We start from the raw sequence: 26,875 nt of genomic DNA on the forward strand, positions 1-26,875 counted from the left end.
ATTTTATGTATGAAACTTCCAAACATTAACACTATTCAAAATTTTATTAATGGGCCACAATTATTCTAGCTATTGAATAGGCAAAAATGACACTTGCCAAGTTCCATCTACATTTTTAACCATTTTTGAAGCCCTTCATCCCTTCACCTGTGTCATATTCAATATATCCTTCATAATCACTAGTTTGAAGAATGTTCCATTGTCAATATTACTAAACTGCTTTATAAGCTGTTCTTTTGAACCTCTATCAGATTCAGGAATATTTTGATCTTCCTCTTTTGATCATAGAATATATTCTTCCCTGTCTGTGTATAAGGCGTATTTAACATCATAATTTTTATCTACCACAGCTTGAACATATAACTTGGCAACACTTACAGAATCCAATCCACTTAGATGTTCAATATTTAAATCTTTTTGAAAATTAGTGTAGATCTCTCTTTCTTCAGTCGTCAACTCAAATAGGGTAAACTCATCATCTATGGGTATATCATTAATTGCTGCTTCTTTAACAGACAATTCATCTTCATTTTTTTGAACAAGTTTTTCTTCAGTACAAGCTGTTAAAAATAATGTTCCCATTAAGACTAATACTCCTATTTTTACATACCCCATGTTTGTACCCCTATATTAAAGAATAAAATTATTATCGTTTTAATTTTAACATAAATTTACACTTTTATAGTTTTATTCCATAATATAGATTGATACATATCGGTTAATAAGTTTATTAACGACAGTCAATTTAACGGTTTAAAATTCCGCATAAGAACCTCCAGGTAAGGATACTAAATAAAATTCGTTGTCTCCTCGTAACTGCCAACCTTCAAAATAATTACTATCGTGGAATAACTCAACATATATATTCCCTTCTGCCTCTAACACTAAATCAGATATATGTTCAAAATGAAAAATATTTACTATTCTTTTTCCTGTCAGTATTTTTTCTACTTCTTTATAGGAGTATTGATCAGGCGATTGTAAACAGTCCGAGTATCCAATTACAACTTCATTAGAAGTTAGTATCCTCCAAGGGCATTCAATAATTAAGCTCCCAGATTCAAATTCCATCCCAAAGGGCACATTCTTTTCTGTATTCACTTCCGTAATCTTTTGACCAATAAAATAGTGAAAATCAATCGTACTTAACTTTTTATACATCTTAAATCTCCCCAAAATATGAACTATTTGAATTCTTACTATAAATACTTTCCATCCTTAATTATTAAGTAGAATATTTGTGTTAAGAAGGAATTACCCAAACTTTATACCCATCCTTCATAGCTTTAGTGATTACTCTTAATTCTTGGAATTCAGCTAATCGAAAAGCTAAAGCATACGCTATTTTATAATCGGGTGTAATATAACCATCATATAATCTTGCACAAATTTCATTGGCTATTGAATCTGCCCATACATCGGCTTCGTGTAAACTATCAAATATTAAATTCTCACTATACCACTTAATAGTCATTTATACATCTCCTATTAAAATTTAATAACTATTCTTCTATTAGAAAACAAGTTCGAGTAAAATCCTTCTCATTTTTGTAGGTTCATATGTTGAATAGATAGAATAACCTATTAAAGTACCTAATATAACTGGAATTCCAGTGCTTACTTCTATATTTTCCATAAAGCTATAAACCATTAAATAAATACCAATACCAATACCAATACCAAATATAATGAAAAAATTCATAGACATAAAAACATTTCCTTTCATGAGGACTCTCCTATTAAATTTGTTGATATATAGTTTTGAACATTCATTTATGTGTTCATATTCTATTTCTACCTCTATAATAGAATCATATTGAATAGAAGGGACTGAACTATGCACAGATAGAGATCAATATTTTTTACTCGTCAAATATTATATGGAGGTAAGAGTATTGATTACTAAATTGTACACAAATAAGTTGCTTTTAAGAAAAGTTAGGACTTCCGATTCATCTAGTTTATTTAAAATTTGGTCTGATCCGGAAGTAACTAAATTTATGAACATCGACGGTTTTACAGAAAAAAGCCAAGCTATGGAAATGATCTATCATCTTGATAAACTAGCAAACAAGAAACAAGCTATTCGTTTTTCTATCATCGAATTAAATTCAAATGAAATCATTGGTTCTTGTGGTTATAATTCATTCGACTTTGAAAATGAAAAGACGGAAATTGGTTACGAAATAGCTAAAGAACATTGGGGTAAAGGCTACGCTCCAGAAGCAATCTCTGCCCTTGTTGAACATGCATTTCACATTCTTCATTTCAATAGAGTTGAAGCAAAGGTTGAGCCAGAAAACGTTAATTCAATTAAAGTGCTACAAAAGTTAAACTTTACAATGGAAGGTACACTTAGACAAGCAGAGAAGTCAAAAGATCAATTGATCGATTTAACCATCTTTTCTAAACTAAAATCAGATTAATTTAGATGCCGATATTTCAACTTTCAATGAAATATCGGTATTCTTTCTTATAAGTTATGTCATCTCACATTATTAATCAATCTTAAGTCCTTTAATAAATATTTCGAGATTCACTTCTAAAGATTCCTCGAAGTCTAGTGGCAGATTAAACCCACCTTTTCGTTTTAAATCTACTAATCCATGGAGTAAACTTCTTAATCCCCTAACAGCATGAATTTGTTCTTTTTCATCCAATGGAAAAACAGCGATAGGTTTCTTTATTAAATTTACTATAGCTTCTTCAGCCATTTGGATGTTTTTACATGTTGGATCTGGTGATGATATTAGCGCTTCATATAATCCGGGATGCTGATACGCAAACTCTATATATGCTTTTCCAATTGCGCGTATCGCTTCAGGTCCATTCTTTTGATTTAAAGTAGCATTTTTTAAATATTGATAAAAAAGGTTTAATGACTTCATAGCTAGAGCTAGTTTTATTTCGTTTAAACCTTTGAAATGATTATAAAGGGATGGTGATTTAATGGACAACTCCCTTGCCAATGTTGCCATCGTGACTGCCTCCATCCCTTCTTTTTCAGCGATTTCTACAGCTTTATTTATGATTACTTCTTGATTTATTCCAGAACGTGGTGACATCGTTTTTCCCTACTTTATTGATTTTTTTGCCTTTTCAATTGCCTGTTTCATTTTCTCTTCAGCGTCAAAGATTAAATTTCCATGCCCTACCGCAAGTACAGATGGATTATATGTTAATAATTTTTCAGCAGATTCAATTGCGATTTTTTTGTTCCATGTCCCAAAGCTCGGGAATGGAAAACTCCAACGAATATCTCCTGCTACAGCAATTCCTCCCCTTGATTGGAATGCATCTCCTACAATTAACGTATTATCTCGAATATCTAAAAACGACATCATTCCCGGAGTATGACCGGGTGAGTGAATAGCTTTGATGGAACCTATTTGATCTCCATCTTCTATTAATTGATCTGGTACTGTTTTAATATTCTTTGGAATACTTCCTTTAATGGGCATTTCCCCTTCCCCATTTTCTAACGACAGATCTCCGTTTAAAATCTTTAACTCCCTTTTCGGGATGAAAACTTCCACATCCGGAAGTTCCTCTTTCAACCCATCAAGGGCTCCAATATGATCACTATGAACATGGGTTAAAACAATTTTACGTATCGACTTTCCTAAATGAGAAGCGGTTTTCAATATATCTTTCTTACTAAAAGGTAGGCCTGCATCAATTAAAGTAAAATACTCTTCCTCTTCTACAAAATAACAGTTAACTGGGAAAAAACTAGGGAAAAACGTAAGTTGATAAATATGATTCGCTTTCGTTAATTTCATCATTAACCTCCAAAAACTAATGGTATTAGTTTTATTATAACTAATACCATTAGTTTTAGAAAGTGTTTTTTCAGAAATATTTAAAAAATCCATTGTAAGTACAACAATGGATTTAACAGATTATTACATAAACTATAAGCTTTTAATTCCCTCTTCGATTTGAGTTTGACCACTGGTTAAATCAAATGCTTTACCAATTGTATTATCATGTTCTAATGCTGCAACGATTGTAGTTGCTACATCTTCACGAGGAATTGAAGCCATCTCAAGATCATTACCCAATTGTATTTTACCAGTTCCCTGCTCATTAACTAATCCCCCAGGGCGAATGATTGTATAATCGAGTCCGCTATTCTCTAACCAGAGATCTGCATAATATTTTGCCGCACTGTAATAAGGTGTACGATCCATCCATCCAGGATGATTGTTTTCGTGCCATTTATGGATACCGATTGCACTAACAATGATAAAACGTTTTACGCCTGCACGTTTCGCAGCCTTCATGGATTTGATTGCTCCGTCCAAGTCAATCATCATTGTTTTATCGGCACCTGTATGTCCTCCTGATCCCGCAGTAAATACAATTGCATCTGTTTCCTTTGCTGCTTCAACAATATGATCAATACTTCCTTCTAAATCTACTAAAACTGTTTGAACACCTTCTTTTTCAAATTTTAGTTGCTGGTCCTTTTTACGTACCATTGCAATTGGATTATGTTTTTCTGATATTTTTAGCTTACTGATTACATGTTGCCCAATTTGACCATTTGCGCCTATGACTAATACATTCATGTGTTGTCTCTCCCTTTCTTAATGAACGAGCTTCATTTGTTTTCATGATATAGACATAAGAGATAAAAAACTAATAATAAGGGTTAGTACTTATACTTTATTTATTCATACATCTAAATAAAAAAAGCTACCCCATTAGGAAAATCCGCCTAATGAAATAGCTATTTTTACAACGGGAAATAAAGTTAATACTCTTTTTGTTTCCCTTCTTTAATAGAAGCGTTTGGAGTAAGATCATCATCTTCCACTTTTTGAAAACCTTTATCTAATCTTCCCGCATTTTCAATATCTCCAGAAGCTTTATAGCCACCGACTTCTGCATTGGAAGTTGTTCCAAACAGATCCATTCCACCTAATTCTACGTTCATCCTTTGTTTGTTTTGTTCTTGTTTCTTATTCACTATTTATCACCTCTAAATTGTAATATGCCCAATGAATTGAAAAATATAGTTTTTTCATCTTCCTTGATTATTAGAAGTGTAAAAACAATCATAGTAAGTAACAATAAACATTAATTAAAAGCTTTAAAATTCATCATTTTTTAGTCAGATAACATCTCGTTCTTTTCGTATAATTGGTATCAATGCAAGAACATTCTGAATGATAAACGTTCTTTTACTTTGCTTAAGAAAACAGTACGATTCAAATGTATCATTCGATACTTTGAGAACTTTAATACGGCGTTTTGTAATTTCCCCTGCTTTGGAAATGTACATCATCTCAACTAGTTGATTACGTTTCATTGCCTTCAGTAACTGTTCTTTCATTGATACAACTCCTTTTTCATGAAGCTCGTTCTTGTTTAATTTAAATGATAGAACAAATGTTCCCTATTTTCAATAGTAATTATTGCTAAAAAAGTGTTGGTTTGGTTACAGAACAAATTCGTATAAAATAATAATGATACCTGTTTGTAAGTAAGTCTTTAATATCTACACATCTCTTTTTGTAAACAATCAAACAATCTTCAAGGAAAAAGAAAAAACTTCGAGAAGTCTCCCTCTCAAAGTTTTTCCTTTAAATATCCTTTGGCATAATTTGCTTCATGTTGTTTAAGATCATTTCATCCGTCATTTCCCCAGTAATAATTTTTTCAATCTCTCCTTCAGGGTTTATTAAAAAAGGGGTGGTAACGGATTGATATTATACGTTGACATCACACTTTTCGATTTATCAATAAGTACTGGGAATGTTAACCCTTTATTTTCTACATACTTTTGGACTGTGAAATCAGTTTCAGCAATATTAATAGCTAATACTTGAATACCATCGTTTTGATATGTTTTATAATAATGATCAATGACTGGAAATTCTCTTTCACACGGTTTACACCATGTCCCCCAAAAGTTGAGAAAAACACCTTGCCCTTTATAATCTGATAGTCGATGGGTATGACCATTCATATCCACTAATTCAAAATCAGGAGCCATATCCCCTTCTTGCAATACTTCAACTTTTTCTTTTGTAAAAGTTGAGTAGATTGTAAATACAATGGCGCCAAACAAAATGACAAGAATAACAGCTCGTAAATAACGACGTTTTTTCTTTTTATCCATGTTCATAATTTCCTTTCAGTATACGTTATTTTCTTTTCCAAAGGACAATCATTGAAATCGTAATGATTGTAAATGCAATCAGTGCTAAAAACGGTATGGTAACGAATCCAAACCAATTAATATATTGGCCAGAACATGGAACACCGCTTGTACATGTATGAAATTCTTGCATGGCTGGAATTTTTTGTATCGTATAATGATAACTTGACATTGCCATTCCGATAATTGATAAAGGTAAAATATATTTGTAAATTTCCTTATCGCTCTTATAGAACGCAATTCCTAATAGAATAACAAGGGGATACATTAAGATCCGTTGATACCAACAGAGGGTACATGGTATAAAACCCATTTGTTCACTAAAAAATAAACTTCCCCCCATCGCAATAATAGAGGTAATCCATGCAAATAATATTGACTTATTGATCATTTTTAGCCGCTTCCTCTACCATTTCTCTAAAATCGTCTAAAGTTTGTCCTGTGAATTTTTCTCCCCCGATATAGATAGTCGGTGTGGAGTTAATACCTAAGCCTTTTGCAATTCCCATGTCATGATCTAGTGCCTTTGTTCCCCCATCATTTTTGAACGCTTCTATTACTTTCTCCGTTTCTTCTAGTGAAGCAACTTCTAATAATATAGCTTTTAAAAACTCTTCGGTTAATACATTCTCTTTTCCTGACGCATTTGTTTGGTTTGCAAATAATAAATCATGGAATTCCCAAAATGTTTCATTACCAAGTTCTTTATATACTGTTTCAGCAAATTGGGCAGAAATCGTTGAATCAAAAGCAATAAATGAATAGTTCATAAAGTAAAATTTGGCTTTTCCCGTTTCAACAAATTCCTCTTTTATAAACGGAACAAATGAACTGTTAAATTCTCCACAGTGGGGACATTTATAATCTCCAAATTCAACAATTTCGACTGGTGCAGATTCTTCTCCTAAATAAGGCTGCCCTTCGTAATCAATTTTAGCCGATTCGGTTTGAACATTTGTTAACACGATAATACCAATTAAACAAACAGCAATGATGCCGATAATCCAAAATATTTTTTTAGACATTTGAAACACTCCTAATTCAAACTACATAACGTAGTGTAATGGGGTAAAAAATTTACGCTAAAGCGTAAATAAAAAATATGCAAATTAATAGGAAGATAAAGAGTGAAATATAGGACTCTTTCTTAGGAATCTTCCATTCTATATTTTTTAATGGATTCAAAATATACTCAATTCGATAATTTACAGATGTATCTGCAAAGGATACGTATGCAAAAGGCATTTTATGTTGCTTACCTACTTTAATCATTTTCAACAATGCACTACTTAAATAAACCGGTGTATTTTGCCTTTTAATGGCGTAATCATCTGCTAATATTTCTTGAATAATTCGGTATTGTTGGGTAAACCATTGTAAAATCGGAATATACCACATTGTAGAAGCACATAAAGAGATTAAAAATACTTTTAGTGGGTCACGATTTCTATAATGATAAAATTCATGGGATATAACCGAGCGTAATTCTTCTTCCGTTAACAAATTAATTACCCCTGTTGAAATCACAATTTTAGGTTTAATAAACCCCATTGTAATAGCAAGTGGAACTGGGTGCGATATAACAACAATATCGTCCCTTTCCTTTTGATACATTAAATTAAAGTCATTTGTGAGGGTAATATCTTGATATTGTTTAAATTTCCGCTTCAAATTCCAACTATTGATCAGTTGGGAGCCGATTTTCCACATTAAATAAAGTACCGTATAAAAAACGAGTAAATCTAATGCATATCGAAGTGACGAAAGACCAATGGCTTTTAAAAGGCTATGACAAGCAACGACTAAATTGTACTTTGAATTCCAAATACCCATTATCGAAAGGATGTATAATCCCATTTGAACAAAAATAATACTTGATATGGCTAATGGAACTATATATGTAATGGTTGCGCGACGTTTTGACATAGTTATTTTTCCTTTTTTAATTCTTTAATTTTTTGTTCAAGTTTTGATACAAGGTCTTCATCAACATCTTCAAGCGCATCTAACATATGACTGACAACAACAGTCCCGAATTCATCCATTAATTCATGAGTCATTTCCTTCGATTGTTCATTCAAAAAAGATTCTCTCGTTTGAACAGGGGCATAAACAGAAGAACGACCTACCGTTTTTTTTCGAAGAATCCCCTTTTCAACTAGACGATTCATGACGGTCATTACCGTATTAAAATTAGTAGACTTCTCTTTTTCCAACTCAAATTGAACATCTTTAATGGTCATTTCTTTTTCTACATTCCATAATATGTCCATAATTTTTGCTTCAAGCGGTCCAAAAAAGCGGTTTAAGCCACTTTCCTTCATTTTAAATTTTCGAATCAACACGATTTACCACCTCACATTACACATTGTAGTGTTATATTGTTTTTGAGTCAAGAAGTTGTGTTCGTAATTAAATTCAATTGATAATCTATAAAAAAAAAAAGATAACGATAGTATTCACTACCGTTATCTTACGAACTTTATTTAAAAAATTTACTTTAAAAAGGAATGATACCTAATACAAGACAAACGATCACCATAACAATTGTCGATCCGAAAGCCCATTTTAAGAAGATGCGTTGGAATTTCCCGAAATCTTCTCCAACCATCCCTACTAATAAATAAGTAGACGGAACTAATGGACTTAATAAATGTACTGGTAAACCTAATAGTGAAGCTCTACCAATTAATGCCGGATCAATGCCATATACAGCTCCTGCTTTAGCAAGTAGCGGTAGGACACCGTAGTAAAAAGCATCGTTTGACATAAAGAAAGTAAAAGGAGCACTAAGGATAGCTGTGATGATAGCAAAATGGGACCCCATAGATTCTGGTATGTATTGGATAACCGAATTAGCCATGGCGTCCACCATTGTTGTACCTGAAAGAATACCTGTAAAAATACCTGCTGCAAAAACCATCGATACGACAGACAATGCATTATCCGCATAATTTGCTATACGTTCTTTTTGATCCTTCATTTTTGGATAGTTAACTGTTATTGCAATTGCAAATCCAAGCATGAACAATGCAACTGGTGGTAACAACTCCATAATTAGTGCAACTAATAAAGCAATCGTTAATGCATAATTAAAAATTATCAATTTTGGACGTTTTAAATTGTTCTCATCTACAGTAGCCGTTAGTTGAGCGATTGTTTGGTAATCAAATTCAATCACTCCAATTCTCTTTCTTTCCTTTCGACCTAAAATAAACGCCATAAACAGTACAAAAAGAGCCCCGCCGACCATTGCAGGAATAACTGGTGTAAATACTTCAGACATTTCTAAATTTAAAGCGGACATAACACGTGCTGTTGGTCCACCCCAAGGTAATAAATTCATAACCCCAGAAGCAGAAACTGCAATACCCGCTAATAGTATCGGTCTCATTCCAATTCTCTTATATAATGGAAGCATTGCTGAAATAGTAATCATATATGTAGTAGTGCCATCGCCATCTAATGAAATAAGTAAGGCTAATATCGCTGTACCGATGGCAATTTTAACAGGATCACCTTTTACAATTTTAAGAATCGTATTAATGATCGGGTCAAAAACCCCGGCATCAATTAATGTACCAAAATAAAGAATGGCAAATAAAATCATGATCCCTGTTGGTGCTACACTTTTAATTCCGTCTAACATCATCGGTCCCATTTCACTACCGAACCCACCAATTAACGCAAAGACGATTGGGATCATAATCAATGCAATCATTGCTGAAAGTCGTCCGGTCATAATTAGAACCATAAATACAATAATCATTAAAAATCCTAATATAGCTAGCATATTTTTTCTTCTCCCCCTTATGAAGTAAAATAACAATCTACTATTTTCCCTTTAAATAAATTGTAGAGGAGAAAAGTTAGTTTGTAAGCGATTGCAAAATAATGTTTTTTAAGAACATTACGAAACTTTTGTTCATTGTGTTCACGGAATAACGGAATATTATGTCCGAACATGAAAATACAGAAACTTTATTACAATATAAAAAGTGGGCACCATTAAAAGTGCCCACTAATATGTAAAAGGGAATATTATTCTAATATATTACCGCTTTCATTTTTAGTAGATATCGTAATATTAGGTTGCTGTTCACTTAATACATCAATAAAATAATCCGTTGTAATATATAAATGATGTTCCACACAGCAATCTTCTTGTAATGGGAAGGATGGATCTATGCTTCGATACCAAGATAAAAAGCTAGAATTTTCTATTTTAAAAAAAGTAGAGTCATATGTTAATTTAGGTAGACCTAGCGATTCCCTTTTTAAACGAAATTGATCAATTAATATTTCAACATCATGCCTTATAAACTCTTCGAGAATACGAAAATGACGAATAGCGTAATAATTGGATTGACTTTGTTTGTAAGTAAATACATACTCCATTGAACTGTTAAACGTATTAAATTTCAGTACAAAATCACCTTCAAAATGCATAGATACTAGATTCATTGGTGCATGAAATCGATCAAAGGGATTCACTTGAAATGGTTCCCAAATAAGTAAATCTCCATTTTCTAACATTTTCATCCTCCCTTTCACCATTGAAGAAAATACAATATCTTTAAATTTTACAATATCTTCGTTCAGGTCTTCCAACTACACCATAGACGACTTCTGCTTTACATTCCTTTACAGTGATTAAATATTCTAAATAACGTCTTGCAGTAATTCGAGAAGCGCCAATTTGTTCGCTTACTTGCTCAGCCGATAAACTCGTTTTACTATTCTCCAGAACATTTCTCACTTTTACGAGTGTAATTTCATCAATCCCTTTCGGTAATGCAGTTTCCTTTGTCGTAGTAGAGGGAGCAGATTTTTTTAATATGAGATCAACAAAATCTTGATCTATTTCCTGTTTTGATTGCAAAAGCTGATGTTTATTCAAATACTCTTCAATTGTTTCATTAAACCGTTCCATCTTAACCGGTTTAATTAAAAAATATTCTACTCCGTAATGCAGTGCCTTTGTAAATAGCTCTTTATCGGTTGCTGCTGTAATCATAATAATATCTAAATTCGAAAATTGTTTACGAATGTTAGGTAGCAAATCCGTTCCCAGTTGGTCGGGCATATATACATCAAGTAAAAGTAAATCTGGCTTCTCTTTTTTTAATATTTCAATTGTCTCTTTTCCATTAAGTGCTTTCCCTACAACTTCAATTCCTTCAAAATTTCCTAAAAACTTTTCATGAATAGCTGCTACACGAAAGTCATCTTCTGCGATAACTGCTTTTAATTTCACTGTTTTTCCCCTCCTTGCAGCTGTTTCGGAAGATACACTGTAAATACCGTGTTCTCTTTGCCATTTTGGACTTCAATAATACCGCCTAGTTCTTTTACCGATTTGTCAGCGTTTGACAATCCATATCCCCTTAGGTCTTCCCCTTCTTTTGAACTAAAGCCCCTTTCGAAAAGGGATGGCATATCTTCATCTGCTATTCCTTTTCCATTGTCACTTATTTCAAAAATAATATCCTCACCAATATCTGTCGCGAAAAATTTAATAACTGGTTTTTCTACATCAGAAACAGCTTCAAATGCATTATCTATTATATTTCCAAGTATAAGGGTCAACTGAGAAAGTCTAATATGATCAGGAAGTTTGTCGATATAAGTTTCTGGAGCTATTTCAAATAGTATTTTTTTCTCCGATGCCTTCCCTATTTTCCCTAATAAAATGACTTGAACTTTCGTATCCCTAATTTGTTCAAACACGATTTGGTTCTGAAACTCTAACTCCGTTGTTTCCCCTTGAATCATTTCGATTGCTTCATCATACTCACCTAATTGTAAAAGCCCTGATAGCACATATAATTTATTCGTAAATTCATGGGTTTGCGCCCTTAACTCTTCCGAGTAGGTTTTCATTTCAGAAAGTGTATTTATCATTTGCTCGATTTCTGTTTTTTCACGAAATACAGCAACGACACCATTCACACTTTTTTCATCTTTTATCGGTGTACAACTGACGATTATCGTTTTATTTTTCCATGTTAACTCTTTATCGAATTGGGGCTCTCCTGAATTTAACACATCATATAAATAATTTGATGGAAATAAACCATCGACTTTTAAGTGACGGACAGAACCTTTTATACCAAGTAAACTTTTAGCTCGCTGATTCATGGAAGTAATGATTCCATTTTTGTCAATTGACAAAATTCCTTCTTGTACGGAATGTAATACAGCGTTTTTCACTTTATATAAATTAACAATTTCGTAAGGCTCTAATCCTAAAGTATCTTTTCGAATACTTTTCGCAAGTAAAAAACTTCCTATAATAGATGCAATTAGAGCGGATAACGAAATGACCAATTCTTTTGATATATTTTTAAATATTTGTTTTTCTATATCTTCTACTAAAAATCCAACTGATACGACTCCGATGATGTCACCATTTTGATTAAAAATAGGCGATTTACCTCGCATTGAAAGACCAAGGGAACCACGAGCTTCCGAAATATAATATTCACCCTTTTCAATTGCCCGTTTACTGTCCCCACCTACCATTTTCTTCCCAATTTCTGATTCTTGTGGGTGGGAGTAACGAATCCCTTCCTTATTACCGACTACAATAAACTCTGCTCCAGTTTTTTGACGAATTTTTTCTACTACGGGTTGAATCATTTCCGATGGATTTTCACTTTCAAACGCCTCGATAATTGTTGGCATCATTGAAACGGATTTGGATAGTTCTAATGCTAAGCGACCTCGATCTTCTGCTATTTGTTTACCGTGCATATAGGTAAAATAAGAAGTTAATAGGAGAATAATTAAAAAACTTAATGATAATGTTAATCCTAAAATCTTTGTTTGGATTGATACTCTCCTCATATAACGCATCCTCTTTTAATCATTTATTGTTAATTCTATAAGAATATAAATATTCTATCAATTGATTGCTATTTATAATCTATAAACAATTGGTACATATAAAGAGAGAGATTCAAAAAGATTTCTCCTTCATTAAATTATAGTGAAAAATAAAAAAGCTTGAACAAACAAGCTTTTCATCGTGGGAAGGCATCATTTTTTGATACTCGAATAATGTCTTTTGGAAGGAATTTTTTAAAATATTTTGCAACCATTTCGTGTATGTCTTTTCGATACCACTTGGATAGACCATACTCTTCAAATAGTTGTGGCATCCCTAATCTTTCTGAACGTTTTCCCATCGCCCCATCCCCAATATTTAATGTGTCAATCCAAATAGTATCCGGTCTTATTTCTAGAACCTTTGGGAAGTCAAGTGTAAATGGTAATACAGGTGAAATGGAAGCTTGTGTGGATATACCCTCTTTACGCAGTTCTTCTAAAGCACGTAAACGTAAATTTATACTAGGAGAAAATGGCGCAAATAATTTCCGAATGTCATCTCGGTCTGTTTCAATTGTCATAGATACGACAACTTTACATTTTTCTTTTAATTTTAGTAACAAGTCCATATCCCTTGTAACTAAAGGGCTACGAGTTTGAATTTGAAGAAAATCGGGTGGAAATTCAATCATTGCTTCTAAAATGCTTCTTGTTATGTGTGCCTTGCGTTCTATCGGCTGATACGGATCTGTTGCTGATGACATAAAAATATTCAAAGGATCTTGTTTCTTCCGAATTTTGATGACTTCCTTACGATAATTTTCCGCTGCATTTAATTTAATATTTAACCATTCACCCCATGGAATTTCGTTGAATTTTTGAATGGGCATTTCCCTTACATAACAGTATTTACATGAAAAGGCGCAACCACTGTACGGATTAAGAGAATGGGTAAATCCAACATCTAGATAACCTTTTGCTTCCGTCAATATTTTCTTTGATAAAATCTCTTTTATTTCAATCCCCATCTATAGACTCCTTTCTCGAAGGATATTATTTTTAGAGAAAAGATTTTAATTTGATTATATAACCCAATAGTGTGTAGCTTTCTAATAAAAATACAATCATATGAAAAAAACTACAAATTTATTGTTTTCCTAATTAAATAAATTCCACATAAAAACTGATCCCTTTCATACAGAAATCAGTTTATTCCTATTATCTCCATTATGGATTCGATGATTGTAATTTTTGTTGGGCAGATTTTTTCATCGACCAAAAATAAGTCAGAATGAAACAACTGAATAATACAAAGGCTCCAAATAAATAGGGTGAATCGATTTTCCAATCATATAACATTCCCGCGCATATCGGACCGACCATGTTCCCTAAACTCATATATGCATTATTCATTCCAGCAGCAAATCCTTGTTCATCCCCCGCCATTTTACTAATTGCTGTATTAACTGCCGGACGAATGAAAGTAGCAGCAATCATGTTTAAAGAGGCAACAGTTAATATTATGAAAAATCCATTTACATAAATTAATAGTACAAGGGTAATCGAGGCTACCACTAAATGAAATAAAATAATTTTCATTTCGCCAAAGCGAAGGAATAATTTATCCATCCAAAACAATTGAAGTATTACACCTGCAAATCCACCAACAGTAAAAATGACTGAAATTAAAAAAGGTGTATATTGAAATTTATCATCTAAATATAGTGACATAGTAGCTTGATAATTGGCAATCCCAAAACTGAATGTAAATACAACGATTAAAAAAACAAAATATGGAACTTTAAAAGAAGAGATTAGTTGATGAAAAGTATTTTGCTTCGGTCTACCTGCTGGCACATTCAATTTTTGTTCAACATTCGGTAAAACAAAATAAGAAACAACTGCCGCAACTAATGCGATTGAACCAGCAAAATAAAATGGGAATTCTAAAGTAATTCCTGATAAACCGCCCCCTATGCTAGGCCCTACTGTAAACCCTAAACTAATTGCTGCGCCGATTAAACTCATACCTTTTCCCCGTTCTCCCAACGGCGTAACATCACCAACATAGGCCAATATTGTTGGCATCACAAACGCAGCGCCAATGCCTGAAATTAATCGTGAAACAAAAAGTAACCATAAAGAATTTGCAAGTCCAAACAATATGAGGGCACTACCGAAAAATATCAAACCTATAATAATAAAATTTTTCCGACCATATTTATCTGATAGTTCACCTATGAAAGGAGATAAAACAAACTGTGCGAAAGAAAAGGTGGCAATTAATAAACCATATATCCTTCCCCCTGCATCAAACATTTCTAAATATGCCGGCATTACAGGGACAATGATTCCTAATCCGCCCATCGTAATAAACATACAAAACATTAATAAATATAAAGTAAACTTATAGTGACCAGGCATGGTACACATCCTTTTTGTTCAATGAGAAGAAGTTGTAAATATCCCTAAACAACGAGATGTTTACAACTTCCTTATCATGAAACACTCTTTTAGTTAAACCTTTGTTTAATTACAAATGAAGACCTTCTTTTAAATAAAAAGTTTTGCTATCTTATATTTAATATTCTTACTATCGAAAAAGTATGATACCCTTCTTAAAAATACGATTCACTTTTTATTTTCGTTATTCTTACCCTAATACTGGCGAAGGATAATCAAATAAATGCTTACCATAAGCATCTATCGCATCTTCGTATAAAGATGTGACATGGGTTCCAATTGCCAATAGATCACGGGTAATTATTTCCACAATCCCGACGTACCATATAAAATAGGTATAAGTAGGCAATTTTCAATTTAACAAACTTTATCGATCATTTACATCAATCAAAACGAGCAGCTTTGTTACCCCGTTCGCAAAATATTATTCAATTTGAGGAACTTGGTTTACTTGGTAATTTTCTATCCAATTCGAATATAGAAAGCATTCGACAGACTGCACAAAATGAATTAGGGAAATTAATATGCGAAGATAATAAAAATAAAGATTTACTTTATTCCCTTTATATTTATTTAGTGAATGGAAGACATCTTGAAAAAACGATGAAAGACTTATCCTTATCAATGGGTGGAATCCAATATCGAATTAGAAAAATAGAAGAATTAACAGGTAAAAATTTAAAAGACTTTCATACAGCTTCCTATCTATTGTTATTAATAGAATCCCTATTAACATTAGGTGAGTTGACATGGGATCATTAATTTAAAATGATATAATCTAAAGAAAGAATAGTACTAGATTTCTTTTGGAAAGGAAAAAGCCGGGATATATAATCCCGGCTTTTATATTAAAAGACATGAGTTAATATAAAACTGAACTCATATCAAACATTATTATTGCTAAACAAGGGAGCATTTTTTTCATGGCTGACCATTAATTAACTATGCTCTACTTTCACTCGTTTAATAAAGAAAGAAATAACTAAACCAATTACAGCCACAATAATAGCAAAAGTAAATGATCTGTGTAAACCTTCTGTAAATGCTAATAAAGGATTTAGTGGATTCGTTGCATCTACAGGATTACTTAAATAATCATTAGTTCCTGACGATAATAATGAAATTGCAATTGCTGTACCGATTGCTCCAGCTACTTGTTGCAAAGTATTCATAACAGCTGTTCCATGTGGATATAACTCTGGTGGCAATTGATTTAATCCATTCGTTTGCGCTGGCATCATAATCATTGATACACCAATCATTAAAACAATCAGTAAACCTATAATGAAACCTTTGGAAGTATCTAGGTCAATTGTAGAAAAACCAAATAATGTTGCCATTACTAATACGAAACCGGGAATTACTAGCCACTTAGGTCCAAATCGATCAAAAAGTCCACCCATTAATGGGGATAGCAATCCATTCATTAATCCACCTGGCAGTAAAAGTAATCCTGCTGTAAATGTGCTAAGTGCAAGTACAGTCTGTAAATACAGTGGTAATAGGATCATAGAAGAAAGCATCACCATCATAACGATAACTATAAGAATTAAACCAATTACAAACATAGGATATTTAAATACACTTAAATTCATAATTGGCTGCTTCATTGTTAACTGACGAATAGCAAATAATAATAAACCTAGGACACCTGATACTAAGGCAATGATTACTTCTAAACTGCCCCAACCTCCACCTTCTCCTGCACTACTAAATCCATAAACAATTCCTCCAAAAGCAATTGTGGATAATAGGATAGATAAAATATCAATTTTTGGTTTAGTTGGTGTTGTAACATTTTGCATAAAGAAACTTCCAAATACAATTGCTACAATTAATAACGGTAATGAAATCCAGAAAATCCAATGCCAAGTTAACCATTTTAAAATTAAGCCTGAAATTGTTGGCCCCACAGCTGGTGCAAAGCTAATCACCAATCCCATTAAACCCATAATTTTACCACGATTTTGCGGTGGAATTAGGACAAGGATGGTATTAAACATAAGAGGTAATAATAGTGCTGTCCCTACTGCCTGAATGACACGAGCGATCATTAAAACCGTAAAGCTTGGTGCAAGAGCAGCAATAAAAGTACCAATAATCGAAAAAATAAGAGAAGTGATAAATAATTGTCTAGTCGAAAACCATTGTAAAATTAGACCTGAAACGGGAACTAATATCCCCAACGTTAATAAATAACCAGTTGTTAACCACTGGACAGTAGTTTCATTAATTCCAAAATCAGTAATAAGACTATTTAATGCCATATTCAATGCCGTTTCACTGAAAAGTCCAATAAAGCCCGCGATTAGGAACGAAACGATAATAGGTACTGTTCTAATATTATTTTTTGCAATGGTCGAACCATTGTTTGCGGACATGTCTATGTTCATCATTTTTACCCCCTTTAATTGTTATGAAAATCATGTTCTTAAAAGTAATGCTATTGGTGTAGGGTTAAAGCCTATATATTTTCTTTTTTACTTGTATCATATGTAAAACACCTTTCAAATCCTTTATTTCTTATGTGTTTCATAAAGTTCCGCCATCTTTACTAAATAGCTAATACATCCCATAATAACTAAAGTGTAGATGTTTTCTGTCAAATAAAGCATAATTGTAGTGCTTTTCTTCCATACTCCGAGTTGATTATACTTGTATGGAATAAAAAAGTATACAAAAAATAACAAGTTTTACAAGTACTTCATAAAAAAATAAATTGTCGTAATTTAACTCAACCATAAATATTATTTTTACCATAACAAAGAAAATAATTAGTTCATCGGTTTTTATAATCAAAAAAATCTCCTGATTTTCAACTCTTGCCCACGCACTCTGTTACACCTCAATAGCCCTTATATAATTTAACACAATGATCCTCACATATTAAAATTTAATGCTCCTGTCATTCTGAAATAAATTGAAAAAGGCGCTTCTTATAAAAGAAGGTACTGCACCCCAAAAGTTAGAGTAAAAAAACTAACTTTTGGGATGATTTTTTATGACTAAATATAATGAAGAATTTAAATTGATGGTGGTTCAAGAATATTTAAGTGGCTCACTAGGATATAGAGCGATAGCGAAAAAATATGGTGTCGGTGCTACACCGTTAAGGAAATGGGTACGTGCTTATCAAGAGTTTGGATGTAGTGGGCTATCCGTTAAGAAAACGAAGCAGTTTTATTCTGTTCAATTTAAATTAGATGTATTAAGCTATATGAAACGAACAGGTGCTTCTCATCAAGATACTGCAATTCACTTTAAATTGAATGATCCCACTTTAGTTGCTAGTTGGTATCATCGGTTTTTAAAAGAAGGGATAGAGGGCCTGCAAAGAAAACCAAAGGGGCGCCCATCCATGTCTAAGAAACAAAAATCAACAGTGAATAGCCAAGAAAAAACAATGTCACGTGAGGAGCAACTAGAACGCGAAAATGAACTGCTTCGTTTAGAGGTAGCTTATTTAAAAAAGTTGAAGGCTTTTCGAGAGAATCCAGATGCCTTCCTCGAAAAGCACAAGCCGCCATCGCCTTCGAACTTAAACAAGAAGGATTTCGATTAAAAGATATTTTAAAACAAGTGGATATTCCAGAAGCAACGTATCATTATCATATCAAACTGATGAGGCAAGAAGATCCAGATTTAGAGTGGAAAGCCTTGATTTTAGAGACTTTCGAACAACATAAAGGGCGATATGGCTACCGCCGAATTCATGGGGAATTAAGAGCGCAAGGACACATAATTAATCATAAAAAGGTACAACGAATTATGAAAAACCTAGGATTGAAATGTGTAAAATTCATACGTAAATCACGCTATAAATCCTACAAAGGAACAGTTGGAAAAGTCGCTAAAAACCTTTTGAATCGTAGATTCAGAACGCCATATGCCCTTCAAAAATTGGTGACTGATGTAACTGAATTTAAATGTACGGATGATGAAAAATTATATTTAAGTCCAATCATGGACTTATATAATGGTGAAATTATTGGGTTTAGTATATCAAAACGGCCAAGCCTAGATTTTGTTTTAGACTCACTTAAACAAGTACTTCCAATCATTCAAAAGTGTGCTGAATATCGGACAACTATTCACTCAGATCAAGGATGGCACTATCAACATAATACATGGGTGAGAACATTAAGGCAGAACAGGATTTTTCAAAGCATGTCTCGTAAAGCAACATGCGCAGACAACGCGGCCATGGAGAACTTCTTTAGCTTATTAAAACAGGAAATGTATTATGGAGAACAATTAATCTCTTACGAAACATTACAAAAGAAAATAAAAGAATATATCAATTATTATAATAATGTTCGTATAAAACAAAAATTGGCCGGCATGAGTCCAGTAAATTACCGAAAACATGCCAGCCAATTAGCTGCATAATAATAACTCTAACTTTAAGGGGTCACTACCGAATAGCGCCCGATTAATAACTTTAAAGAATTTTTCACTCTTATATTTCCTCTATTTCCAGTTTTTAAGCATCTTTCGAATATATATAATTTGACCGATGTGATAGGCATTATGAGTTGAAACATTCCCAAGCACTTGCCACCACTTTACAACTTCTGGGAAACCTTTCACATCAGATTCAATCTTTTCATCAGTTAATAACTTTTCCCACCGTATAAGTACTTCTAATAGTTGTTTTTTTAAATCGTTAAAAATAAAATTTTCAGGAATTATAAAACTATTATCATTATTTCCTATTGAAGGAACAGCATCAACATGCGATGCTTCGTACCTTGTTTGCCATGTTTGATTCCAATAAAGTAAATGTTGCACGATTTCAGCAATACTATTACTATCTTCGTTTGGCTTCCAAAAGGCTTGCTCCTCAGACAAATTTTCTACAGCAACTGAAAAAGGTTCATACCAACTGGGGTCATTTGCATTTGCTAATAATTGATCCGTTAAAATATCTTTTGCATGAACTATATCCAACACTCCCTTACTTTTAAATTAGTATCATACATATCTATACAATGTCATCTTATTCTACAAAGTAACTCAAATGTCCTCTTTTATTCGAACTAGAGTACATCTAAGGTTTATTACTAATTTCAATTCTCATATTTACATTTCACATGAAAATGAAGATGGCTTTATAAAGACTGGAAATAAAAAAGAACGCTATTTCTATTTTAGAAATGCGTCCTTTATTAAAATATCAACATCTAACATACTTCCGTTTGAATCCAAGTCTATCCTTTTCTTTTTGTTTTTGAATATTTTCATAAGCATTTAAGTAACTAGATTTTTTGCTATCCCTTTTTACTTCTACAATTCCTACTTCCTCAGCAATTAAAAGAGCTTTTTCATGTAATGGTAAATAGGAAGTTCCTACAGTGTATAAAAAATTATTCATTGCCGATTTCGTTCTTTCTGGTGAATGATGGATAGTATTTTTTACCAAATCAAGCATACGAGAAATTTTACTTTCGGAAAATTCATTGTCTTTAAGACTTCCTAAAAGCCAACAGTAACAGCTCCAACCTGCCGACATTCTCAACTCATCACCACTGGTAATCCATTTATCAGCAACGTCTTGAGCAATGGCTGATTCTGATAAAGTAACTGCCACTACATAATCGGACAACATATAAAAATAGGCATCGTCCATCCAACGATCATAATCCAATTCCGTCATACCATTTGGGTCTGCAATAATACCGGCAAAATACATTGCATCATAGTTTCCCGTTGCATATAGTTGTTCTGCTAAAGGTTGATTTATTTTTATTTTCTTTGCAATAGGTTTCATAGCACCGGTTGCGACGCCAAAAAGAGGCTCACGGGCACCGTTAGATATGTACATTTTCTTCGTTCGTTCTTTACCTAGGGATTCTAGTTCCATCATAACGGTTTCAAAATCCATCGTTGTATTTCCTCCTTTAATAGATTCCTTTTGTAATCAACTAGACTATTGTTTAAGGTCTTTTCATACTTCTTAATTTCACTATAATCCAAGTGTACCTTTAAATAACTTACAAATTTTATTTATTTCAACAGTACCATATTCTATCGTACATTTACGATTAAATCTGCGACGATTATATAAAAATAGTTAATTAAAGATTTAAAACCTTCATAAGTTGGAAATAATAGGAACAAAAGGTGTGTAAACAATTTAAAATAAGATGGTAAAAATGTAGAAATGAATTACCGCTTTAAGATTGGTAATTATTTCTAGACTCAAATCAAAGTGTAGCCTATTCTATTGATTTCTATAATACCTTTGTAGCATAAATCCATTATTACTGCTAAAATCATATAGTTAGATATAGTAACTGTATATATAAAGGAGTATTCATTGATGAATATAGTATTAACAACTTTAAACGCCAAATATATCCATACCAACTTGGCGTTACGATATTTGAAAGGATCAGCTAGACCAGAATTTGATCCGACAATTGTTGAATATACGATAAAAGACCCTGCATTTAACATCGTGTCCGATCTTTATCAATACAAGCCGGATGTTGTTGGATTTAGCTGTTATATTTGGAATATCGAAGAAACAATTCGCGTCATTCGAATGCTTAAAACCGTATCGCCACAAACAAAAATTGTTTTAGGTGGGCCTGAAGTTTCCTATGATGTCCATGATTGGATACGTCGACTACCAGAAGTAGACTTTATCGTATTGGGTGAAGGTGAAGTATCTTTTAAACAATTATTAAAATATTTCAATGGTGAAATCGCCATCGAAGATGTACCGGGAATTTGTTATTTACAAGAGGGCAAAATGAAAATCCATGCCCAACCGAAAAAAGTTGATCTACGTGAACTTCCTAGTCCATTCCTTTTCGAAGAAGATCTTCCCCATCTTGGTAAGCGAATTCAATATATCGAAACAAGTCGTGGCTGTCCGTTCTCTTGTCAATTTTGTTTATCTTCTATTGAAGTAGGCGTCCGTTACTTTAATCGGGAAAAAATTAAAGAGGATATAAGGTACTTAATGGCCCATGGTGCAAAAACGATTAAATTTGTCGATCGTACCTTTAACATTAGTCGTAGTTATGCAATGGAAATGTTCCAATTTTTAATCGATGAACATGTGCCTGGTGTCGTTTTCCAATTTGAAATAACAGCAGACATTATGCGTCCAGAAGTAATTCAATTTTTAAATGACAATGCACCAAGAGGTTTATTCCGCTTTGAAATTGGTGTTCAATCAACAAACGATTTAACTAATGAACTTGTTAAACGTCGTCAAAACTTTGAAAAACTGAAACGTACAGTAACCATGGTTAAAGAAGGTGGCAAAATCGATCAACATTTAGATTTAATCGCCGGTCTCCCAGAAGAAGACTATAATAGCTTCCGACAAACCTTTAACGATGTATTTGCGATGCGACCTGAAGAGTTACAGCTTGGATTTTTAAAACTTTTACGTGGGACAGGTCTGCGTGTAGAGGCACAAAAATATGGTTATACGTATGTCGATGTGGCACCTTATGAAATTTTCTCTAATAACGTGTTAACTTTTGATGATATTGTTCGAATTAAACAGGCAGAAGATGTACTTGAGAAATATTGGAATGATCATCGAATGGATAATACAATTGAATACCTCGTAACGGAAAGTTTTGAAACTCCCTTTGATTTCTTCCAAAACTTCGGTACTTATTGGGAAGAAAAAGGGTGGTCCCGAATTGGGCACCAGCTCGAAGATTTGTTTAAAAGGTTAGAAGCGTTTTTAGCTACTCAACCTAATGTAAATCTTGATATCGTTCGCAGTTTAATGCAGCTTGATTATTTATCAAAACAACAATTCCAACCGCGAAAATTATGGTGGGATGAACGGGTTTCACGGGAAGAACAAAAAGAAATATACAATATATTAAAGGAAAATCCAACCCTTGCCGGTGAAGAATTTACCCAATTTGACCTTAGTGAAAAGGCATTCTTTAAACATTCTTTATTGATTCCTTTTGCACTAGATTATGAAGCTTTCAAAAATGGACAAATTGTAGTGAAAGAAGGATATTTACTCGCTTACTTCCGCGCTGGAATGGAGCCTTATTTTGCAACTCTTGAAAAAGTACATGCATAATTTAAGAATTTTACAAGCAGAGATCGAATTAACAATTCCCCCAAGAAGCTACAGCATTAAGTTTATTAACAAAAAACAGTTGGAGAACAGGTCTCCAACTGTTTTTATTTTATTCAGGAATATATGGTAATTCTAAATTTTTTGGAATATTAATGACATGGGTTTCAGTATAAGATTTTAATCCTTCTTCCCCATATTCCCTTCCTACTCCGGATTGTTTTACGCCTCCGAATGGGAACCGAACATCTAACCCTTGAACAGCAGCTGTATTAATCATTGTTGTACCAGCTTCAATGCGACGTGCTACTTTAATAGCATGTTCTTCCTCACCCCAAACCGAACTTGTTAAACCATAAATACTTTCATTGTGTAACTCGATAACTTGTTCTTCATCATCGAAAGGAAGAATTGGTACAGTTGGGCCAAATTGTTCTTCTACAACAATCGGATCATGGTAATCTGCACCTAATACAAGGGTCGGTTGTAGGAAATAACCATTATCCATTAATTCAGGATTTAATACTTCCCCTAACGGAATTATTTTAGCCCCTTTATTTTTTGCATCTTCAATTAAACTTTTTACGTATTTCACTTGATTTTTATTATTAACCGGACCTACTGTAACGTCTGGATGGAAAGGATCTCCTACTCGAATCCATTTATTTGCCGCCTCAATATATTTTTCAACAAAAGCATCATAAATGGAGCGGTGCACATAGACTCTTTTTGCAATCATACAAATTTGTCCTGCAGTTAAGAAATTCGAAATAACCATTCGACGTAATGCACGTTCGTCGTTAACATCAAAGTCGTCCAACACGATCGCAGCATCATTTCCACCGAGTTCTAATGTCATTTTTTTGATTGTTTCTGAAGCGGATTTCATTATGTGCTTAGCAGTGTTTGTCCCACCTGTAAAGGCGATTTTCGCTACTTTCGGATTTGATGTTAACTCAATTCCTACTTCCGCATCCCCGTTAACTAAATTTAACACACCTGGTGGGAATTCATTGGCAATTATTTCTGTTACACGACTAACTGCTAACGGAGCAAAAGGACTTGGTTTTAAAACCATTGTATTCCCTGTTAAAAGTGCTGGTGCAATTTTAATCGTTGATAAGGAAATTGGATAGTTCCATGGTGTAATGGCAGATACAACACCGATTGGATCAAAGGTAATAATCGTTCTACCATTTTCATGTTCCTTAACTTCTGGCGTTACTACCTTTTTCACATGGTCACAAGCAAATTCCATCCACATGATGGATATAGCAATTTCTCCTTTTGCATCATAAAGAGCTTTACCATGTTCACGGGATAATAATTCGGCTATTTCATCTGTCGAATCCTTTAATTTTTGAATAGCACGTTTCATTCGTTCTATTCGATCATCTACATCAGTCCAAGCCCAATTTTTAAAGGCGTTATATGCTGCATCGATTGCTTGAATCGTTTCTTCTTTTGTATTATTTGGAGCATAACCTACAATTTCATCTGGATGAGTTGGGTTTTCCCTCGGAATTGTCTTTTCCGTTTTAATTTTTTCCCCATTAATTATTGCATGAACTGTAATTGGTTCCTTATTCATTGTGTATTACCTCCATAACTTTTTACTTTTTAACACAATTATGTTCTACCATAATTGTGTTACGATTATATACCTTACAATTTTCAATTACGAATTATTTGCTTCTTCAACTATTTCTACTAACCATTCTTTTAATTCTACAAAGCGATGACTTTCTGGCTTTGAATTTGTTCCAACAATTATCATCGGAACGAGTGAATCAATTTTATGAAGGGAACCGTGAGCTCCCCCTCCTGCATGATCATGACTATGTTCCTCGATAAATTCATAATACGGTTTGGCATCTACAATAATAAAACGACCTGGATTTGAATGTAGAGCACCATGAAGTCGAGCTAGAGCATCTGGATACGCATTAAATTGAATAGTTCCTTCATGATCAAAATTTAAATCTAATACAGTTAAACCCCCTTCCAACTGCCAACTTTGTCCATAACTATCTTTAAATGATCCATCCGGATAAAAGGAGAGTAAATCATTTTGATTAGGATTTATTACATAATTACGATCTGCTTCCTTCCAAGCTATAAAGCCAATCCGTTCATCTTTCTTTAACTTTCCAACGATTTCATCTATCGATAATTTATCATCATTTAAATAGATGTAAGCCATTCGTTCATTAATGGCAATAGCAATTTGACCATTCCGTTTATCACCATCCCAAAAGCTATAGCCATTTAACAGTTTATTTAAATCAATCAAACCTTTTTTCTTATCCTTTTCCACTAAAGATTGAGCACTATCGCCCATTATAATCCAAGTAACTTCTTGAATTGCTTTATCCCATGAAGAGAAGTTATTTAACAGTTTTTGAAGGGATTCATCTGCCTTTTCAATAGCCGATAAATCATCTGGACCGTTTCGATGTAAAGTCGCGTCGGCATCAGGAAGATAAGCAAGGGTAAAGGAAGGTAATTTATGTTGTTCAATTAAATAGTTCAATTCATTAACCGTAAATTCATTATTAACACCCATTCGATCCCAAAGAAACTTTTGACGATCATTTTGGGGATTCAATTGAGATAAAGCGCCTAAAGACAAAAGTGTAGGACCAACTACCTCAACATTTTTTGGCAATAAATTAAGCCACGTAACCATCTTCGGAACATTTAATAGGTGACGTTCGTTTCCTCGAAAAAGAAGCCCGTTAATAGAAGCACTTTGTAAATTTCTATTGTCCAACTCCTCATGAATCGTTAAAACCTCTTTATTTAAATGGTCATTATTTAAATGAATAATACTATCTTTCGTGACATTTCGAATACCATTGTTCCAGATTTCAGCTAAACCACTTCCATAACTAATCATTCGATTTTCCTTTTGATTAAACCAAATTAAACCCGGAATACGATGCTCGTTAGCGTAAGTACCTGTTAAAATCGTACTATCAATCGTTACGGACATCGTTGGATAGGAACTAACAAAATCTGAATAAAACGTTCCATTTTTAATTAAAAATTCTAGTGCTGGTGCCTTTCCTTGATCAATTGCTTTTTGAAGCGATTCGGTCATAAGAGAATCGACTGTAATAAAAATAACGGGTTTCTTATTCGTTTGAATCTCAATATCATCTATATCCTTAGTTTTTGACATGGATAACGATAAAACAAATATTCCTAAAATGACAATGATACCAACAACTGTAAATAAAATTTTACGCAGCATATTAAACACCTTTTTAATGAATTTCTATTATTATGGTTTAAAGGTTCATTCAACATGCTTAAAAAAAGAAAAAACTATACTCCGTAATGTT

General features: G+C 33.2%; 28 protein-coding genes and 2 pseudogenes. 5 read left to right on the forward strand and 25 right to left on the reverse strand.

Annotated elements, in window-relative coordinates; all coding sequences use genetic code 11:
• Window positions 1-282: 282 nt before the first annotated feature.
• The 4 genes from MHH69_RS09095 to MHH69_RS09110 form a co-directional block, all read right to left on the reverse strand.
• The gene (locus MHH69_RS09095) at window positions 283-615 is read right to left on the reverse strand and encodes a hypothetical protein (RefSeq protein WP_122970555.1); all 333 of its coding nucleotides are present in this window, start codon (window positions 613-615) and stop codon (window positions 283-285) included.
• A gap of 138 nt (window positions 616-753) precedes the next feature.
• Window positions 754-1,161, reverse strand: a complete 408-nt coding sequence (locus MHH69_RS09100; RefSeq protein ID WP_122970554.1) for a hypothetical protein — start codon at window positions 1,159-1,161, stop codon at window positions 754-756.
• An 82-nt stretch (window positions 1,162-1,243) separates the two neighbouring features.
• Window positions 1,244-1,474, reverse strand: a complete 231-nt coding sequence (locus MHH69_RS09105) for a hypothetical protein (RefSeq protein ID WP_122970553.1) — start codon at window positions 1,472-1,474, stop codon at window positions 1,244-1,246.
• Between the two features lie 39 nt (window positions 1,475-1,513).
• Window positions 1,514-1,708, reverse strand: coding sequence for a hypothetical protein (locus MHH69_RS09110; protein WP_341362164.1), 195 nt, complete (start codon window positions 1,706-1,708; stop codon window positions 1,514-1,516).
• Window positions 1,709-1,895: 187 nt separating this feature from the next.
• Between MHH69_RS09110 and MHH69_RS09115 the strand changes: the two genes are divergently transcribed.
• Complete coding sequence (locus tag MHH69_RS09115; RefSeq protein WP_341362165.1) at window positions 1,896-2,426, forward strand: GNAT family N-acetyltransferase; 531 nt, start codon at window positions 1,896-1,898, stop codon at window positions 2,424-2,426.
• 72 nt (window positions 2,427-2,498) lie between these two features.
• On the opposite strand, the gene MHH69_RS09120 is transcribed toward MHH69_RS09115, so the two are convergent.
• The 16 genes and pseudogenes from MHH69_RS09120 to MHH69_RS09195 form a co-directional block, all read right to left on the reverse strand.
• Window positions 2,499-3,065: a TetR/AcrR family transcriptional regulator gene (locus MHH69_RS09120; RefSeq protein WP_341362166.1), complete on the reverse strand. Its 567-nt coding sequence runs from the start codon at window positions 3,063-3,065 to the stop codon at window positions 2,499-2,501.
• Between the two features lie 9 nt (window positions 3,066-3,074).
• The gene (locus MHH69_RS09125) at window positions 3,075-3,782 is read right to left on the reverse strand and encodes an MBL fold metallo-hydrolase (RefSeq protein WP_341362167.1); all 708 of its coding nucleotides are present in this window, start codon (window positions 3,780-3,782) and stop codon (window positions 3,075-3,077) included.
• A 132-nt stretch (window positions 3,783-3,914) separates the two neighbouring features.
• Complete coding sequence (locus tag MHH69_RS09130) at window positions 3,915-4,574, reverse strand: SDR family oxidoreductase (RefSeq protein ID WP_341362168.1); 660 nt, start codon at window positions 4,572-4,574, stop codon at window positions 3,915-3,917.
• 185 nt (window positions 4,575-4,759) lie between these two features.
• Window positions 4,760-4,975, reverse strand: a complete 216-nt coding sequence (locus MHH69_RS09135) for a hypothetical protein (protein WP_122970547.1) — start codon at window positions 4,973-4,975, stop codon at window positions 4,760-4,762.
• A gap of 144 nt (window positions 4,976-5,119) precedes the next feature.
• Window positions 5,120-5,341, reverse strand: coding sequence for a transcriptional regulator (locus MHH69_RS09140; protein WP_122970546.1), 222 nt, complete (start codon window positions 5,339-5,341; stop codon window positions 5,120-5,122).
• Window positions 5,342-5,591: 250 nt separating this feature from the next.
• Window positions 5,592-6,130 (reverse strand): annotated as a pseudogene (gene resA / locus MHH69_RS09145) (thiol-disulfide oxidoreductase ResA).
• Window positions 6,131-6,155: 25 nt separating this feature from the next.
• Window positions 6,156-6,557: a disulfide oxidoreductase gene (locus MHH69_RS09150; protein ID WP_341362966.1), complete on the reverse strand. Its 402-nt coding sequence runs from the start codon at window positions 6,555-6,557 to the stop codon at window positions 6,156-6,158.
• The gene (locus MHH69_RS09155; protein ID WP_122970544.1) at window positions 6,550-7,194 is read right to left on the reverse strand and encodes a DsbA family protein; all 645 of its coding nucleotides are present in this window, start codon (window positions 7,192-7,194) and stop codon (window positions 6,550-6,552) included. Before MHH69_RS09155 ends, MHH69_RS09150 begins: the two co-directional genes overlap by 8 nt.
• A gap of 52 nt (window positions 7,195-7,246) precedes the next feature.
• Window positions 7,247-8,095 (reverse strand): M56 family metallopeptidase, encoded by an 849-nt coding sequence (locus MHH69_RS09160; RefSeq protein WP_341362169.1) that lies wholly within the window; start codon window positions 8,093-8,095, stop codon window positions 7,247-7,249.
• 2 nt (window positions 8,096-8,097) lie between these two features.
• Window positions 8,098-8,514 (reverse strand): BlaI/MecI/CopY family transcriptional regulator, encoded by a 417-nt coding sequence (locus MHH69_RS09165; protein WP_341362170.1) that lies wholly within the window; start codon window positions 8,512-8,514, stop codon window positions 8,098-8,100.
• Window positions 8,515-8,669: 155 nt separating this feature from the next.
• Window positions 8,670-9,962, reverse strand: coding sequence for a CitMHS family transporter (locus MHH69_RS09170; RefSeq protein ID WP_122970541.1), 1,293 nt, complete (start codon window positions 9,960-9,962; stop codon window positions 8,670-8,672).
• Between the two features lie 248 nt (window positions 9,963-10,210).
• On the reverse strand, window positions 10,211-10,705 hold the full coding sequence (locus MHH69_RS09175) for a hypothetical protein (RefSeq protein WP_341362171.1): 495 nt from the start codon (window positions 10,703-10,705) through the stop codon (window positions 10,211-10,213).
• A gap of 40 nt (window positions 10,706-10,745) precedes the next feature.
• Complete coding sequence (locus MHH69_RS09180; RefSeq protein WP_122970539.1) at window positions 10,746-11,426, reverse strand: response regulator; 681 nt, start codon at window positions 11,424-11,426, stop codon at window positions 10,746-10,748.
• A complete protein-coding gene (locus MHH69_RS09185; RefSeq protein ID WP_341362172.1) occupies window positions 11,423-13,018 on the reverse strand; it encodes a sensor histidine kinase in 1,596 nt (531 codons plus the stop codon). Before MHH69_RS09185 ends, MHH69_RS09180 begins: the two co-directional genes overlap by 4 nt.
• A 176-nt stretch (window positions 13,019-13,194) precedes the next feature.
• Window positions 13,195-14,028: an SPL family radical SAM protein gene (locus MHH69_RS09190; protein ID WP_341362173.1), complete on the reverse strand. Its 834-nt coding sequence runs from the start codon at window positions 14,026-14,028 to the stop codon at window positions 13,195-13,197.
• A 199-nt stretch (window positions 14,029-14,227) separates the two neighbouring features.
• Window positions 14,228-15,424 carry an MFS transporter gene (locus tag MHH69_RS09195; RefSeq protein WP_341362174.1) on the reverse strand — a complete coding sequence of 399 codons (1,197 nt, stop codon included), beginning with the start codon at window positions 15,422-15,424 and terminating at the stop codon, window positions 14,228-14,230.
• Between the two features lie 441 nt (window positions 15,425-15,865).
• On the opposite strand from MHH69_RS09195, the gene MHH69_RS09200 reads away from it, so the two are divergent.
• Window positions 15,866-16,225 (forward strand): helix-turn-helix domain-containing protein, encoded by a 360-nt coding sequence (locus tag MHH69_RS09200; RefSeq protein WP_341362175.1) that lies wholly within the window; start codon window positions 15,866-15,868, stop codon window positions 16,223-16,225.
• A 176-nt stretch (window positions 16,226-16,401) separates the two neighbouring features.
• On the opposite strand, the gene MHH69_RS09205 is transcribed toward MHH69_RS09200, so the two are convergent.
• Window positions 16,402-17,844 (reverse strand): DHA2 family efflux MFS transporter permease subunit, encoded by a 1,443-nt coding sequence (locus MHH69_RS09205; RefSeq protein ID WP_421930379.1) that lies wholly within the window; start codon window positions 17,842-17,844, stop codon window positions 16,402-16,404.
• Between the two features lie 620 nt (window positions 17,845-18,464).
• Between MHH69_RS09205 and MHH69_RS09210 the strand changes: the two genes are divergently transcribed.
• Window positions 18,465-19,025, forward strand: a complete 561-nt coding sequence (locus tag MHH69_RS09210; RefSeq protein WP_341361621.1) for a transposase — start codon at window positions 18,465-18,467, stop codon at window positions 19,023-19,025.
• Window positions 18,986-19,852: pseudogene (locus MHH69_RS09215) on the forward strand (IS3 family transposase); the annotation flags it as partial. The gene MHH69_RS09210 and the pseudogene MHH69_RS09215, both read left to right, overlap by 40 nt.
• An 81-nt stretch (window positions 19,853-19,933) precedes the next feature.
• Here the strand turns inward: MHH69_RS09215 and MHH69_RS09220 are convergent.
• Window positions 19,934-20,407 carry a DinB family protein gene (locus MHH69_RS09220; protein ID WP_341362967.1) on the reverse strand — a complete coding sequence of 158 codons (474 nt, stop codon included), beginning with the start codon at window positions 20,405-20,407 and terminating at the stop codon, window positions 19,934-19,936.
• 232 nt (window positions 20,408-20,639) lie between these two features.
• Window positions 20,640-21,347, reverse strand: a complete 708-nt coding sequence (locus MHH69_RS09225) for a DNA alkylation repair protein (RefSeq protein ID WP_341362176.1) — start codon at window positions 21,345-21,347, stop codon at window positions 20,640-20,642.
• 438 nt (window positions 21,348-21,785) lie between these two features.
• Between MHH69_RS09225 and MHH69_RS09230 the strand changes: the two genes are divergently transcribed.
• Window positions 21,786-23,531: a B12-binding domain-containing radical SAM protein gene (locus MHH69_RS09230; RefSeq protein WP_341362177.1), complete on the forward strand. Its 1,746-nt coding sequence runs from the start codon at window positions 21,786-21,788 to the stop codon at window positions 23,529-23,531.
• Window positions 23,532-23,640: 109 nt separating this feature from the next.
• Here the strand turns inward: MHH69_RS09230 and MHH69_RS09235 are convergent, their stop codons facing one another.
• Together MHH69_RS09235 and MHH69_RS09240 are read right to left on the reverse strand one after the other, a co-directional pair.
• Complete coding sequence (locus MHH69_RS09235; RefSeq protein ID WP_341362178.1) at window positions 23,641-25,119, reverse strand: aldehyde dehydrogenase family protein; 1,479 nt, start codon at window positions 25,117-25,119, stop codon at window positions 23,641-23,643.
• 87 nt (window positions 25,120-25,206) lie between these two features.
• Window positions 25,207-26,784: an alkaline phosphatase family protein gene (locus MHH69_RS09240; protein WP_341362179.1), complete on the reverse strand. Its 1,578-nt coding sequence runs from the start codon at window positions 26,782-26,784 to the stop codon at window positions 25,207-25,209.
• Window positions 26,785-26,875: the final 91 nt, after the last annotated feature.

This window comes from Ureibacillus sp. FSL E2-3493, from assembly GCF_038077515.1.
Lineage (GTDB): Bacteria > Bacillota > Bacilli > Bacillales_A > Planococcaceae > Ureibacillus > Ureibacillus halotolerans.